10 protein-coding genes are annotated in these 13,561 nt (G+C 72.0%); 6 read left to right on the top strand and 4 right to left on the bottom strand.

Going from position 1 to position 13,561, the window contains the following annotated elements; genetic code table 11:
* Nucleotides 1-46 precede the first annotated feature (46 nt).
* The gene (treZ, locus tag ACWGI8_RS10430) at nt 47-1,795 is read right to left on the bottom strand and encodes a malto-oligosyltrehalose trehalohydrolase (RefSeq protein ID WP_453659723.1); all 1,749 of its coding nucleotides are present in this window, start codon (nt 1,793-1,795) and stop codon (nt 47-49) included.
* Nucleotides 1,796-1,892: 97 nt separating this feature from the next.
* Between treZ and ACWGI8_RS10425 the strand changes: the two genes are divergently transcribed.
* Nucleotides 1,893-3,266 carry a GH1 family beta-glucosidase gene (locus tag ACWGI8_RS10425; RefSeq protein WP_453659722.1) on the top strand — a complete coding sequence of 458 codons (1,374 nt, stop codon included), beginning with the start codon at nt 1,893-1,895 and terminating at the stop codon, nt 3,264-3,266.
* Here the strand turns inward: ACWGI8_RS10425 and ACWGI8_RS10420 are convergent.
* Together ACWGI8_RS10420 and ACWGI8_RS10415 are read right to left on the bottom strand one after the other, a co-directional pair.
* On the bottom strand, nt 3,255-4,481 hold the full coding sequence (locus ACWGI8_RS10420) for an MFS transporter (protein ID WP_453659721.1): 1,227 nt from the start codon (nt 4,479-4,481) through the stop codon (nt 3,255-3,257). The two genes, ACWGI8_RS10425 and ACWGI8_RS10420, sit on opposite strands and share 12 nt — an antisense overlap.
* A gap of 80 nt (nt 4,482-4,561) precedes the next feature.
* Complete coding sequence (locus ACWGI8_RS10415; RefSeq protein WP_453659726.1) at nt 4,562-5,443, bottom strand: GNAT family N-acetyltransferase; 882 nt, start codon at nt 5,441-5,443, stop codon at nt 4,562-4,564.
* A 269-nt stretch (nt 5,444-5,712) separates the two neighbouring features.
* On the opposite strand from ACWGI8_RS10415, the gene ACWGI8_RS10410 reads away from it, so the two are divergent.
* Nucleotides 5,713-6,261: an FHA domain-containing protein gene (locus tag ACWGI8_RS10410; protein WP_453659720.1), complete on the top strand. Its 549-nt coding sequence runs from the start codon at nt 5,713-5,715 to the stop codon at nt 6,259-6,261.
* Between the two features lie 104 nt (nt 6,262-6,365).
* Here ACWGI8_RS10410 and lpdA read toward each other — a convergent pair whose 3' ends face one another.
* Complete coding sequence (gene lpdA / locus ACWGI8_RS10405; protein ID WP_453659719.1) at nt 6,366-7,778, bottom strand: dihydrolipoyl dehydrogenase; 1,413 nt, start codon at nt 7,776-7,778, stop codon at nt 6,366-6,368.
* Nucleotides 7,779-7,865: 87 nt separating this feature from the next.
* Here lpdA and ACWGI8_RS10400 point away from each other — a divergent pair, with 87 nt between their 5' ends.
* The 4 genes from ACWGI8_RS10400 to zwf all read left to right on the top strand — a co-directional run bounded on the left by ACWGI8_RS10400 (nt 7,866) and on the right by zwf (nt 13,472).
* Nucleotides 7,866-8,774, top strand: coding sequence for a LysR family transcriptional regulator (locus tag ACWGI8_RS10400; RefSeq protein WP_453659718.1), 909 nt, complete (start codon nt 7,866-7,868; stop codon nt 8,772-8,774).
* 123 nt (nt 8,775-8,897) lie between these two features.
* Nucleotides 8,898-10,961 (top strand): transketolase, encoded by a 2,064-nt coding sequence (tkt, locus tag ACWGI8_RS10395; protein ID WP_453659717.1) that lies wholly within the window; start codon nt 8,898-8,900, stop codon nt 10,959-10,961.
* Nucleotides 10,962-10,979: 18 nt separating this feature from the next.
* Nucleotides 10,980-12,011, top strand: coding sequence for a phosphogluconate dehydrogenase (NAD(+)-dependent, decarboxylating) (gene gnd, locus ACWGI8_RS10390; RefSeq protein ID WP_453659716.1), 1,032 nt, complete (start codon nt 10,980-10,982; stop codon nt 12,009-12,011).
* Nucleotides 12,012-12,014: 3 nt separating this feature from the next.
* Nucleotides 12,015-13,472 carry a glucose-6-phosphate dehydrogenase gene (gene zwf, locus ACWGI8_RS10385; RefSeq protein ID WP_453659715.1) on the top strand — a complete coding sequence of 486 codons (1,458 nt, stop codon included), beginning with the start codon at nt 12,015-12,017 and terminating at the stop codon, nt 13,470-13,472.
* The last annotated feature ends 89 nt before the right edge of the window (nt 13,473-13,561 follow it).

Genomic DNA, 13,561 nt, shown 5'->3' with positions numbered 1-13,561 from the left:
GAGCCCCGGCGGGGGATGAGGCGGCGCCCCAGCCGCGCAGCGCACGTCACTCGTCAGCCAGCACCACACACGACTCGCCCGGCAGCTCCAGCACCCCGTCCTCGCCGGGCGGCCGGACGTGGTCCCATGCCGCCAGCACCCGGCTCCCGCCGCCCAGCGGGACCGCGGCGGGCTCCTTGCCGAGGTTGACCGCGACCCGCAGGTCGCCGCGGCGGAAGACGAACCAGCGGGCCGTCTCGTCGTAGGCGACGCGGACCGCCGCCAGGTCCGGGTCGGACAGATCCGGCTGGCCGCGGCGCAGGGCGATCAGCTCGCGGTGCCAGGCCAGCAGGTGGGCATGGGGCTCGCGTTCGCGCTCGCCGCGGTCCAGACAGGAGCGTTCGCGGGTGGCCGGGTCCTGCGGGTCGGGGATGTCGTCAGCCGCCCAGCCGGACGCGGCGAACTCGCGCCGTCTGCCCTGACGTACGGCCTCCGCGAGTTCGGGATCGGTGTGGTCGGTGAAGTACTGCCACGGCGTACCGGCGCCCCACTCCTCGCCCATGAACAGCATCGGGGTGAACGGCCCGGTCAGTACGAGTGCGGCGGCGCAGGCCAGCAGCCCGGGGGAGAGCTGGGCGGAGAGCCGGTCGCCGAGGGCGCGGTTGCCGATCTGGTCGTGGGTCTGGGCGTAGCCGAGGAAGCGCCCCGCGGGTGTCCGGGTCCGGTCGACGGGCCGTCCGTGCGTGCGGCCCCGGAACGTCGAATACGTACCGTCGTGGAAGAAGACATGGCCGAAGGTCTTCGCGAGCGCGGCGAGCGGGGCGCGCGCGAAGTCGGCGTAGTAGCCGTGGGATTCGCCCGTCAGCGCCGTGTGGAGGGCGTGATGGAAGTCGTCGTTCCACTGCGCGTGCACACCGAGTCCGCCCTCCTCGCGCGGAGTCGTCGTCCGGGGATCGCACCGGTCCGACTCGGCGATCAGGAACAACGGCCGGCGGACGTCCGCCGCGAAACGGTCGACCGCCGCCGACAGCTCCTCCAGGAACGTCAGCGCACGGCTGTCCGCGAGCGCGTGGATCGCGTCCAGCCGCAGCCCGTCCACGCGGTAGTCGCGCAGCCAGGCCAGCGCACTGCCGATCAGATACGCGCGCACCTCGTCGGAGCCCGGGGCATCGAGATTGATCGCCGCGCCCCACGGCGTGTGGTGGGTCTCGGTCAAGTACGGCCCGAAGGCGGGCAGATGGTTTCCCGACGGCCCGAGGTGGTTGTGGACGACGTCCAGGACGACTCCCAGGCCGAGACCGTGTGCTGTGTCGACAAAGCGCTTCAGTGCCCGGGGTCCGCCGTACGGCTCGTGCACGGCCCACGGCGACACCCCGTCGTACCCCCAGCCGTGCGTCCCCGGGAAGGGGCAGACGGGCATCAGTTCCACATGGGTGATCCCCAGTTCGGCCAGCTCGCCGAGGTGCCCGGCCGCGGCGTCCAGGGTGCCTTCGCGCGTGTATGTGCCGATGTGCAGTTCGTAGAGGACCGCGCCCGGGAGCTCCCGGCCGTGCCAGTCGTCGCTGCGCCAGACGTACGCGTCCGGTGCGACCACCGCGCTCGGCCCGTCCGGCCCCTCCGGCTGGCGGCGCGAGCGCGGATCGGGCAGCAGCGGGCCGCCGTCGAGGAGAAAGCCGTACCGCGCGCCGTCGTCCGCCTCCGCCTCGGCCGTCCACCACCCGGCCCGCTCCGGGTCGCGGTCCATCGACTGTTCGGTGCCCTCCAGCCACAGCGCGACCCGGTCCCGCGCGTACGGTGCCCATACCTCGAACAGCACTGGCGATCGATCCCCTGTCGTGTCGGCGGCACTCGTACCCATCCTGGCAACTCCGGGGTCTTCAGGCGCTGTACTCGCCGGTACTAGTGTCCCGGTCATGACATCGCCCTCCGCGACATCGCTGCCTGTCTTCCCTCCCGGTTTCCTGTGGGGCGCCTCCGCGTCCGCGTTCCAGACCGAAGGCGCCGCCGACACGGACGGCAAGGGCCCCTCGGGCTGGGACGCCTTCGCCGCCGAGCCCGGCCGCGTCAAGGACGGCGCGGACGCCTCCCGCGGCACCGGCTTCCACGAGCGCTACCGCGAGGACGTCGCCCTGCTCGCCGGACTCGGCGCCGGAGCCTTCCGGTTCTCCGTCAGCTGGCCCCGGGTGATCCCCGGCGGCAGCGGCCCCGTCAACCCCGCGGGGCTCGGCTTCTACGACCGTCTCGTCGACGAACTGTGCGCCCAGGGCATCACCCCCGCCCCGACGCTCTACCACTGGGACACCCCGCTGCCCCTGGACGAGGCCGGCGGCTGGCTGAACCGCGACACCGCCGCCCGGTTCGCCGAGTACGCCGCCGCCGTCGCCGAACGCCTCGCCGACCGCGTCCCCATGTGGATCACCATCAACGAACCCGCCGAAGTCACCCTGCTCGGCTACGCACTCGGCGAGCACGCCCCCGGCAAGAAGCTCCTCTTCGACGCCCTGCCCGCCGCCCACCACCAGCTGCTCGCCCACGGCCTCGCCGTCCAGGCCCTGCGCGCCGCGGGCGCCGGCAACATCGGCCTGGCCGTCTCCCACTCGCCGGTACGCGCCGCGAGCGACAGCGACGAGGACCGCTCGGGCGCCGAGATCTACGACACCCTCACCAACCGGCTCTTCTCCGACCCGCTCCTCACCGGCCGCTACCCCGAGGGCTTCGACGCCCTCATGCCGGGACCGGTCGCCGACGACCTCGCCGTGATCTCCGAGCCCCTCGACTGGTACGGCGTCAACTACTACAACCCCATGCTCGTCGGCGCGCCCGCCCCGGACGCCCTCGACTCGTACGCGGGTCTCGGCATGCCCGCCGAACTCCCCTTCGGACTGCGGGAGATCGAGGACGCCGAACGCACCCACTTCGGCTGGCCCGTCGTCCCCGACGGCCTGCGCGAACTCCTCGTCACCCTCAAGGAGCGCTACGGAGACCGCCTCCCGCCCGTCCACATCACCGAGAACGGCTGCTCGTACGACGGCATCGACGACACGCGCCGTATCGCCTACCTGGACGGCCATCTGCGGGCCCTGCACCGCGCCGTCGAGGAAGGGGTGGACGTGCGCGGCTATTTCGTCTGGTCGCTGACCGACAACATCGAATGGGTGGAGGGCGCCTCGCAGCGCTTCGGGCTCGTCCACGTCGACTACGAGACGCTGGAGCGGACGCCCAAGGCGTCGTACGCCTGGTACCGGGACGCCATACGGGCCCAGCGGGCGGCACGGTCAGGGCACTGAGCGGATCCGCCACACCAGGATCCCGCCGATGACCGTCACCACCGCGGAGGTGAGATACAGGCCCGCGTAGCCGCCCGCGTACGCCACGATCGGCGCGGCGAGCGCCGGACCGAGGACCTGGGGAGCCGAGTTGGCGATGTTGATGACCCCCAGGTCCTTGGCACGGTCGCCGGCGCTCGGCAGCACCTGTGTGATCAGCGCCTGGTCCACCGCGATGTACGCCCCGAAGCCGAGGCCCAGCAGCAGCGCCGCGCCCATCGCCACCGGCCAGGTGTGCCAGAACGTCAGCAGCAGCGATGCCACCGCCATCACCACCGAACTCACCGACACCAGCACCTTGCGCCGCCCCGACCGGTCCGAGACGACCCCGCCGCCGATCGCCGTCACGACCACCCCCGCCGTGTAGAGCAGGGTGAGGATCAGCACGCCCTCGTCGGGATTCGCGTAGTGCACCGCGTCCTTGAGGAAATACAGCAGGTACAGCGTGCCGATGGCGTTGCCGAGCATCACCAGGAAGCGGGTCAGCCAGGCCCAGCCGAAGTCCGGGTACGCCCGCGGGCTCACCCAGAAGTCGGCGAGCCGCACCGGCTGCCGGGCCTCGCGCGGCACCTGGGGATCACGGGTGAGGAGCACGAACGGCAGCGCGGCCAGCACCACCAGGACCGCCAGCAGCAGATAGCCCGCCGCGGTCCCCGTCACGACCGTCGTCACCAGCAGTGCGCCCACGACCAGGCCCAGCGTCTGCGGGACACCGATCCAGCCGGAGACCGCGGCCCGCTGCCCCACCGGTACCTGATCGGGGACGACGGCATTGGTGCCGGCGAGCATCGCGTTCAGTCCGAGCTGCGCCAGACACCAGCCGAGTGTCACCCCCACGATCGTGGTCTGCGCCGACGTGACGGCGAGTCCGGCCGCACCGGCCACCGCCCCGCCCAGGATCCAGGGGTGACGGCGGCCGAAGCGGCCGCCCGTACGGTCGGAGAGCGCACCCGCCAGCGGGTTGGCCACGACGGCGACGAGCGCGCCCACGCCGGTGACCCAGCCGAGCGCGACCTCCTTCCCCGACGGGTCGACGGCGTCGATCTGCTCGGCCAGCAGCACCTGAATCGGGGTCAGGAAGGCCATGTACAGACCGAGTCCGGCCAGCACCAGCCCGGATATCCAGCCGCCGCCGACGCGGATCTGCGGCTCCGTACGGGGATCGTCCATCACCATGGGCCGCTCGCCATCAGCTCGGGGGTGCCCGGAGCCTACGGACACCCCCGAGCCCGATCAATACGCCGGATGCCTCGGACTCACACGAGATGGATGCGTTCCTGTACGACCGGATGCCCGGCCTTCGTGAAGTTCGCCGCCATCGGGAAGTTGCCCTGGTCCGTCGCGCCGGCGATGAACTCCGCACCCTGCTCTGCCAGGAAGTGCGTGCACTCGGCGAGCAGGTCGTACGCATAGCCCCGGCCGCGCTGCTCCGGCACGACTCCGATGTAGCCGATGCACGGCCCCGACGGGTTGTGCGCCGGGATGTGCAGACCGGCGAGCTCGCCGTCCGGCGTGAACGCCAGCCGCCACCACTCGCGCGGCGACGGGCACCAGTGGAAGAAGTCCAGCTCCTCCTGGGCGGCCTGGTCCAGGCCGCCCTCGGCGATCGCGTGCAGGGCGTGTGCGTCCAGCGTCGCCGAGTGCACGCGGCGCAGGACGTCGAGGATCACCTCGTCGTCGGGCTCCGGCCGGAACTCCAGTCGCCCGGGCCGCTCCGGCAGCCCGCACTCCGGCGTCCACCGGTACTGGAACCGTTCCACGAGCACCTTCATCCCGGCCGCCTCCGCGGCACGCAGCCGCGCCTCGCCCGCAGCCCGGAGCGCCGGGTCCGCGCGCCAGCCGGCGGGCAGGATCAGCTCGTACTCGACCCGGAACGGGGAGGTGCGCAGCAGGTCGGCGCCCGCCTCCTCCTCGCCCTCGGCGACGTCGAACCAGTTGAGGTTGACGGGTGACGTGTCGTCGGGTCCGCCCCACCAGGCGGCCCGGGCGACGACCTTGCCGTCGCGCAGGGCGACCCGCTTCCACTCGGGGCGGTGCGTGGCACGGGCCAGCGCGTGGCCGACACCGAGCGGGTCGGGCAGTGCGTCGAAGAGATGTGCGTCGCTCTCGGAGAGCGCGCGGATGACCGGACCGGTCACAGCGGTCATGAGGAAGTCCTCCGGGAAGGGATGTGCGTGAAACGCTCCCGGTCAGACGGTGGACGCCGGGCGGACGGGGCGGGAGCGCGGGGATCGTGTGGTCTGCACTGCACTCGCCTCCTTCCGTCGGTCACGGGCGTCATGATCACGCTAGACGGCACCGGGTGGGACGTCCAGCGCTTTTCGCGCATACGTGCGGAGGGGTGGGTGGAAGTGATCTTGCCCGGCCCTTCTGGACACCCGGGCCACGCAGCCCGACAATCACGTTTGTGACGTCCTCCTTCGAGTTCCAGACGTATCCCGCTCGGCCCTCCGACGCCGAGCGGGACCGTGTGCTCGGAATCCTCAGAGAGGGCGCGGTCGAGGGCAAGCTGTCGCACGACACGTTCATGCGGCGCATGGAGCTCGCCCTGTCCGCCCGCGGGCCCGACGAACTGCGGGCGCTCACCGCGGACCTGCACAGCGAAGGCCGCCTGTCGAAGAAGCTGTTCGGCGCGGTGGGCAAGGTGTCCGCGTTCTCCGTGCGGCTCCGCCGCGCCTGGAAGGCCGAGCGGCTGCCCCCGCTGCTGCTGCCCGAGCCCGGACCGTATCCGCTGCGCATCGGCCGCGACCCGTCCAACGGGCTGCGGCTCAGCCATGACACGGTGTCGCGCCTGCACGCTGAACTGACCCTGCGCGGCGGGCTCTGGGTGCTGCGCGACCTCGGCTCGACCAACGGCACCACGGTCAACGGCCGCCGTGTGACGGGCTCGGTCGTGGTCCGGGCCGGCGACATGGTGAGCTTCGGACGGATGAGTTTCCGGCTCGACGCACGCTGAACGTCCGTGCACCCGCGCCGCGTTCGCCACTGCGGGTGCAACCCCCGGCCGGCCGCGCCGCGTTCGTCACTGCGGGTGCAACCCGGCCGGCCGCGCCGCGTTCGTCACTGCTGGTGCAGCCCCCGGCCGGCCAGCGTCAGGAACGTCTCGCCGACCGCTTCCGAGAGCGTCGGGTGGGCGTGCACGTGCCGGGCCACGTCGGCCGGCTCCGCGTCCCATCCGACGATCAGCTGGCTCTCGGCGATCATCTCCGAGACGTTCGGGCCGACGAGATGGACGCCGAGGACCTGCCCGCCGCCCTCCTCCGCGACGACCTTCACGACGCCGCCCTGGCCGTGCACCATGCCCTTGGCCACGGCCGTCAGCGGCATGGAGTTGACCGTGACGTCATGGCCACGGCTGCGTGCCTCGGCCTCGCTCAGCCCGACGGACGCGGTCTGCGGCGAGGAGTACGTGACACGGGGGACGGCGGCGTAGTCGACGGGCGCGGACGGCACACCGGCCAGGGTCTCGGCCACCAGCAGGCCCTCCGCGAAGGAGGCGTGGGCCAGCCCGAGTGACGGCGGCGGCAGCAGATCGCCCACGACATGGATGCCGGGCACCGCGGTCTCCAGCCGTGCCCAGTCGGCCGGCGCGACGAAGCCCCGCTCGTCGGTGGTGAGCCCGGCCGCTTCCAGACCGAGCCCGTCGGTCACCGGCGCGCGGCCGACCGCGACCAGCAATTGCTCCGCCTGAACCGTCCGCGTCTCGCCGCGCGCCGTGCGGACCGTGGCCCGTACGCCGTCGTCCAGCAGCTCCGTCCGCTGCAACAGGGCCCCCGCGAGCACCTCGATGCCCCGCTTCTTCAGACCCCTGGTCAGATGGCGGGACACATCGACGTCCTCGAGCGGTACGAGCCTGTCGAGCGCCTCGACGAGCGTCACCTGCGCGCCCATCGAGCGGTGGAACGAGGCGTACTCGACCCCGATCGCGCCGCCGCCCACGACCAGCACGGACGCCGGAAGCGCGGGTACGAACAGGGCGTCGTCGCTGGTGACGACGCGACGGCCGTCGGAGGCCAGACCCGGCAGCATCCGCGGCCGGGACCCGGTCGCCAGGACGATGCCGCGCCGGGCCGTCACCTGCCCGTACCCCTCGACCGTCGCCGAACGCGGGCCGGTCAGCCGTGCGCTGCCGCGGACGGTCTCGACACCCGCGTGTGCCAGATGGCCCTCGACGCCCTTGTGGTTGCGGGACACGATGTCATCGCGCGTCGCCACGAGCGCGGACCAGTCGACCGATTCGAGGGTCGCCCTCACACCCCACCTCTCACACCCCTCCGCGATGCCGTCGACCAGCTCGGCGGCGTGCAGCATCGCCTTGCTGGGGATGCAGCCGCGGTGCAGGCACGTGCCGCCGACCTTGTCGCGCTCGGCGAGCACGACCCGCAGGCCGAGCGCGGCGGCGCGCAGGGCGGTGGAGTAGCCGCCGGTGCCGCCGCCGATCACGATCACATCGGTCTCATGAATGTGTGTCATGGGATCAGCCTCCGGCGGAACTTGCCATGAGTCCAAGGCAATGTTCTTGTGGATCCGATGCACAGCTTTTATCGGGGGACGGGGCAGATGAGCAGCCTGCGACAGATGGAGTACTTCGTCACGGTGGCCGAGCAGTCGTCGTTCACCCGCGCCGCCGAACTGCTGCACGTCACCCAGCCCGCCCTCTCGCACCAGATCAAGGCGCTGGAGAAGGCCGTCGGCGGTCAGCTGCTGGAGCGCATGCCGCGCGGCGTCCGGCTGACCGCGATGGGCCGCGCCTTCCTGCCCCATGCCGAGCTCGCCGTACGCAGCGCCGCGCAGGGCCGGCGGGCGGCGCGGGCGGCGGCCGGAGCGGAGGGCGGCGAACTGCACATCGCGACCGTGCACTCGATCGCGGTCGGCGTGCTCCCCGAGGTGTTCGCCCGCTGGCACCGGGCACACCCGGGGGTCGCGCTCGTCCTGCACGAGTACGCCACCACCGAGGCGCTTCAGGAGGCGCTGGAGCGCGGCACCGCCGATCTCGCCGTCGGCCCGCCGCCGCGGCACTGGCAGGGCCCCGTCCTCCCGGTCGGCGAGGAGGAGATCGTCCTCGTCGTCCCGTTCGACGACCCGCTCGCGGGCCGGCCGACGGTCCGGCTGGCGGAGCTCTGCGACCACACGTGGATCCGCTGCGCCATGGAGCCCGTCGTCGAGGGGCAGCCCTTCCTGGACTGGGCCTGCGGGAAAGCCGGTTTCTCGCCCCGTACGGCCGTGCGGACGGAACACACCTCCACGGCGGTCCGTATGGCGGCGGCCGGGGTCGGCGTCGCCACGGCCCCCGCGCACGTCGTACGCGGCGCGATCGGCGAGGACTGTGTGCTGCTGCGGGTCGAACCGCCGTGGCGGCGGCCCCTCACGGTGTTCTCCCGGGTCGGGCTCACGGGTGCGGCTGAGACGTTCACCGGGCTGCTGCGGACGTCCTGGCCGCGGGGAGGGCTTTTCACCCGCGGCGGGTGAGGCCGGGCGGGGCGGGCTCCGGGCACGCTGGGCGCAGGGTCGCCATGCCCCGACGCCGGTGTTCGGGGCCCGGGGCAGGCCGCCTCGTCCGCCGGCCCGTGCCCGCCGAGAACGGGAGTTCTCATGACCGACCTGGACACGCTGTCCGTGAACACCATCCGTGGCCTCTGCATGGACGCCGTCCAGCGGGCCGACTCGGGTCACCCGGGCACGCCGATGGGCATCGCACCCGTCGCCTACACGCTCTGGCAGCGGTTCCTGCGGTTCGATCCCCAGGACCCGATCTGGCCGAACCGCGACCGCTTCGTCCTCTCCGAGGGGCACGCCTCGGTGCTGCTGTGGTCCCTGCTGCACCTGACCGGGGTCCGGGCGGTCGACCCGGACTACGAGGTGCTGGGACGTGCGGCGGTGACCCTCGACGACCTGAAGTCGTTCCGCAAGCTCGACTCCCGCTGTCCCGGCCACCCCGAGTACCGGTGGACGAGCGGTGTGGAGACCACGACCGGGCCGCTCGGCCAGGGGGTTGCCACCTCCGTGGGGATGGCGATGGCGGGCAGATGGCTCGCCGGCCGGTACAACCGGGACGACTTCCCGCTCTTCGACTTCGACGTGTACGCGCTCGCCGGCGACGGCTGCATGATGGAAGGCGTCTCCTCGGAGGCCGCCTCACTCGCCGGCCACCAGCGGCTGTCGAACCTGTGCTGGATCTACGACTCCAACCGGGTCACCATCGAGGGCCACACCGGCATCACCTTCACCGAGGACGTCGCCGCGCGTTTCCTCGCCTACGGCTGGAACGTGACCACGGTCGCCGACGCCAACGACCTCGACGCGGCCGCGCGCGCGTTCCACACCTTCCGGGCCGAGACCGAGCGCCCCACGCTGATCCTTGTGCACAGCCACATCGGCTACGGTTCGCCCGTCGAGGACTCGCCGAAGGCCCACGGTGCGCCGTTCGGAGCCGACGGCGTACGGGCGACCAAGCGCTTCCTCGGTCTGCCCGAGAACGAGCAGTTCTGGGTGCCCGACGATGTCCGTGACGGGTTCGGCGAGGGCATCGGCGCCCGTGGCGCGGAACTGCGCACGGCCTGGCAGAAGCAGTTCGACGCCTACCGCGCCGCCTGGCCCGAACTCGCCGACGAGCTGGTGCGCATGCAGCGCCGCGAACTCCCCGACGACTGGGACGGCGCTCTCCCCGACTTCCCCGCCGATCCCAAGGGCCTCGCCACCAGGGACTCGTCCGGACAGGTCCTCAACGCCCTTGCGCAGCACGTGCCCTGGCTCCTCGGCGGCTCGGCCGACCTCTCGCCGTCGACCAAGACCCGGCTCACGTTCGGCGGCGCCGGGGACTTCCAGCCCGACGACCCGTCCGGGCGCAACCTCCACCTGGGCATCCGGGAGCACGCGTCGGCGGCCGTCGCCAACGGCATGGCCCTGACCAAACTGCGGCCGTACTGGTCGGGATTCCTCATCTTCTCCGACTACGCCAAGGCGGCCGTCCGGCTTTCCGCGCTGATGGAGATCCCGGTCGTGCACATCTTCACCCACGACTCCATCGGGGTCGGCGAGGACGGGCCCACCCACCAGCCCGTCGAACAGCTCGCCGGCCTGCGCGCGATGCCGGGACTGCTGGTGTTCCGGCCGGCCGACGCGGGCGAGGTCGTCGAGACCTGGCGGGTGGTCGCCGCGCTCCGCCACGAGCCGGCGGCGCTGATCCTCTCCCGCCAGGCGCTTCCCACCCTCGACCGTTCCCGGCTCGCCCCCGCCTCGGGAGTGGCACGCGGCGCCTACGTCCTGGCCGACGCGGACTCCGGCAAGCCGCAGGTGATTCTGCTCGCCACCGGATCCGAGGTGTCCCTGGCGCTGTCCGCCCGGGACGAACTGGCCGCGCAGGGCATCGGGGCCCGGGTGGTGAGCATGCCGTGCTGGGAGCTCTTCGACCGTCAGCCGCGGGAGTACCGCGACGAGGTCCTGCCACCGTCGGTGACCGCCCGCGTGGGTATCGAGCAGGCGTCGACCTTCGGCTGGGACCGGTACGTGGGAGACGGCGGCGCCCTCATCGGCATGCACACCTTCGGCGCCTCGGCGCCCCTGAAACAACTGCTCACGAAGTTCGGGTTCACGCCGCAACGGGTGGCCCAGGTCGCGCGCGACCTGGTGACAGCACCCGCTGCCACCACGCCCTGAAGAACGGGAAGGCCGGCCATGACCACTGACACACCCATGCAGCTCGGCATGATCGGGCTCGGCCGGATGGGGTCCAACCTCGTGCGCCGGCTGATGCGTGACGGCCACCGCTGCGTCGTCTTCGACCTCGACCGTGACGCCGTACAGGAGCTGGAGAACGAGGGGGCGACAGCGGCCTCCTCCCTCCACGACTTCGTCGACAAACTGGAGCAGCCCCGGAACCTCTGGCTGATGCTGCCCGCCGGCGTCGTGCAGCCGACCCTCGACCAGCTGGCCGCCCTGCTGGACGCCGGCGACACGGTCATCGACGGCGGCAACTCGTACTACCGGGACGACATGGCCCGCGCCAAGGAACTCGCCCCCCGCCGTATCCACTACGTCGACTGCGGCACCTCGGGCGGTGTCTGGGGCCTCGAACGGGGCTACTGCCTGATGATCGGCGGCGAGGAAGAGGCGGTGAAACGCCTGGACCCGGTCTTCCGCACCATCGCCCCCGGTACCGGAGACGCCGAGCCCACCCCGGGCCGTACCAGGACCGGCGGGACAGCGCCCGAGGGCTATCTGCACTGCGGGCCGAGCGGCGCCGGCCACTTCGTGAAGATGGTCCACAACGGGGTCGAGTACGGGATGATGGCCGCCATCGCCGAGGGCCTCAGCGTCATCAGGCACGCGGACGCGGGCCTGCGCGGGCGGACCGTCGACGCCGAGACCGCTCCGTTGCGCGAACCCGAGGCGTACCAGTACGAGATCGACGTGGCCGAGGTCGCCGAGGTGTGGCGCCGTGGCTCGGTCGTCGGCTCCTGGCTGGTCGACCTCGTGGCCGACGCCCTGGCCCGCTCGCCCGAGCTCGACAGTTTCACCGGCCGGGTCTCGGACTCCGGGGAGGGCCGGTGGACGGTCCTCGCGGCGGTCGACGAGAGCGTGCCCGCGCCCGTCATCAGTGCCGCGCTGATCCAGCGGTACGAATCCCGCGGGCTCGGCGAGTTCACCGACAAGGTGCTGTCCGCGATGCGCGGCGAATTCGGCGGTCACGCCGAGAAGGCGGGGTGAACCGTGGCCAGCTCCTCCCAGCCGGAAGACCGTGGGCCGGTTCCCGAGAACCATGTCATCGTGCTGTTCGGCGCGACCGGAGACCTCGCCCGGCGCAAGCTCCTGCCCGGGCTTTTCCATCTCTCCAAGGCCGGGCTGCTGCCGGCCTGCTACCGCATCGTCGGATCGGCGCCGTCCCGCGCCGCGCTCAGCGACGACGACTTCCGCAAGCGGGCCCGGGAGGCGGTCGCCGAATTCGGCAGATCGAAGCCCGAGGGCAGTGCCTGGCAGGAGTTCGAGGAGGCGCTGTCCTTCGGCGCGGCGGACTCCGACGACCCCGGGCCGCTTCTCGCGGCCGTACGGGACGCCGAGCAGGCCGTCGGCGGGAGCCCACGGCGACTGTTCCACCTCGCCGTGCCGCCGGCGGCGTTCGCCTCCGTCGTCGAGATGCTCGGCGCGACGGGCCTGGCAGAGAACGCCCGGCTGATCGTGGAGAAGCCCTTCGGCACGGACCTCGCCTCGGCCCAGGCCCTCAACGCAACCATCCACGCCGTCTTCGACGAGTCCCGGGTCTTCCGCATCGACCACTTCCTGGGCAAGGAGTCCGTCGACAACATCCTCGCCCTCCGGTTCGCCAACGGCTTCCTGGAGCCCGTCTGGAACCGGGACCACATCAGCCATGTGCAGATCGACGTGCCGGAGAAGATCGGCATCGAAGGCCGGGCCCAGTTCTTCGAAGGCACCGGGACCTTCCGGGACATGATCGTCACCCACCTCTTCCAGCTCCTCGGATTCGTGGCGATGGAACCCCCGACCAGGCTGAGGGCGAAGCCCCTGCGGGACGAGAAGGAGAAGGTCTTCGCGAGCATGCGGCCGCTCGATCCGGCACACGTCGTCCGCGGCCAGTACGAGGGGTATCGCGACGAGCCGGGCGTCGATCCCGCCTCCGACACCGAGACGTTCGTCGCGCTGCGCGTCGAACTGGACAACTGGCGCTGGGCCGGTGTGCCCTTCTACCTGCGCTCGGGCAAGTCGCTCGGGCAGGGACGGCACGTCGTGACGCTCGGTTTCCGGGAACCGGCCCTGCGCATGTTCCCGCTGGCCGCGCAGGACGCCCCCGGGGCCCGGAACAACGAGCTGGTGATCGACTTCGACGACCCCGGCCGGATCGCCGCCCGTTTCCTGGTGAAGGACCCGGGCCCCGCGATGCGTCTGAGTGAGGCCGAGATGGTCTTCGACTACGCCGATTCCTTCAACGCGATGTACGCGCTCGAGGGATACGAGCGACTCATCCTGGACGCGATGCTCGGCGACCAGTCCCTGTTCACCCGCTCCGACGGCATCGAGCGCCTCTGGGAGGCGTCCACCCCGCTGCTGGAGAACCCGCCGCCGGTCGAGCTCTACGCGCCGGGTTCCTGGGGCCCCGGGTCGATCGACCGGCTCATCGCCCCGTACCGCTGGAGCCTGCCGGAGCGTCACTGACCTGTCCGGTGGGGACGGGTCAGTGGCTCCGGCTGCTCCGGATGGCATCCGGGCGTCATCCCCACGGGGTACGCGCGGCGCGGCGAGCG

The sequence above is a fragment of the Streptomyces sp. NPDC054841 genome, assembly GCF_053611045.1.
The sequence above is the reverse complement of the archived record's forward strand: the minus strand, read 5'-3'. Positions and strand labels throughout refer to the sequence as shown.

Coding starts and splice junctions, on each gene's coding strand:
- lpdA (WP_453659719.1), bottom strand. CDS start 7,778: ATGACACACATTCATGAGACCGATGTGATCGTGATCGGCGGCGGCACC.
- gnd (WP_453659716.1), top strand. CDS start 10,980: ATGACCACTGACACACCCATGCAGCTCGGCATGATCGGGCTCGGCCGG.
- ACWGI8_RS10425 (WP_453659722.1), top strand. CDS start 1,893: ATGACATCGCCCTCCGCGACATCGCTGCCTGTCTTCCCTCCCGGTTTC.
- ACWGI8_RS10400 (WP_453659718.1), top strand. CDS start 7,866: ATGAGCAGCCTGCGACAGATGGAGTACTTCGTCACGGTGGCCGAGCAG.
- ACWGI8_RS10420 (WP_453659721.1), bottom strand. CDS start 4,481: ATGGTGATGGACGATCCCCGTACGGAGCCGCAGATCCGCGTCGGCGGC.
- tkt (WP_453659717.1), top strand. CDS start 8,898: ATGACCGACCTGGACACGCTGTCCGTGAACACCATCCGTGGCCTCTGC.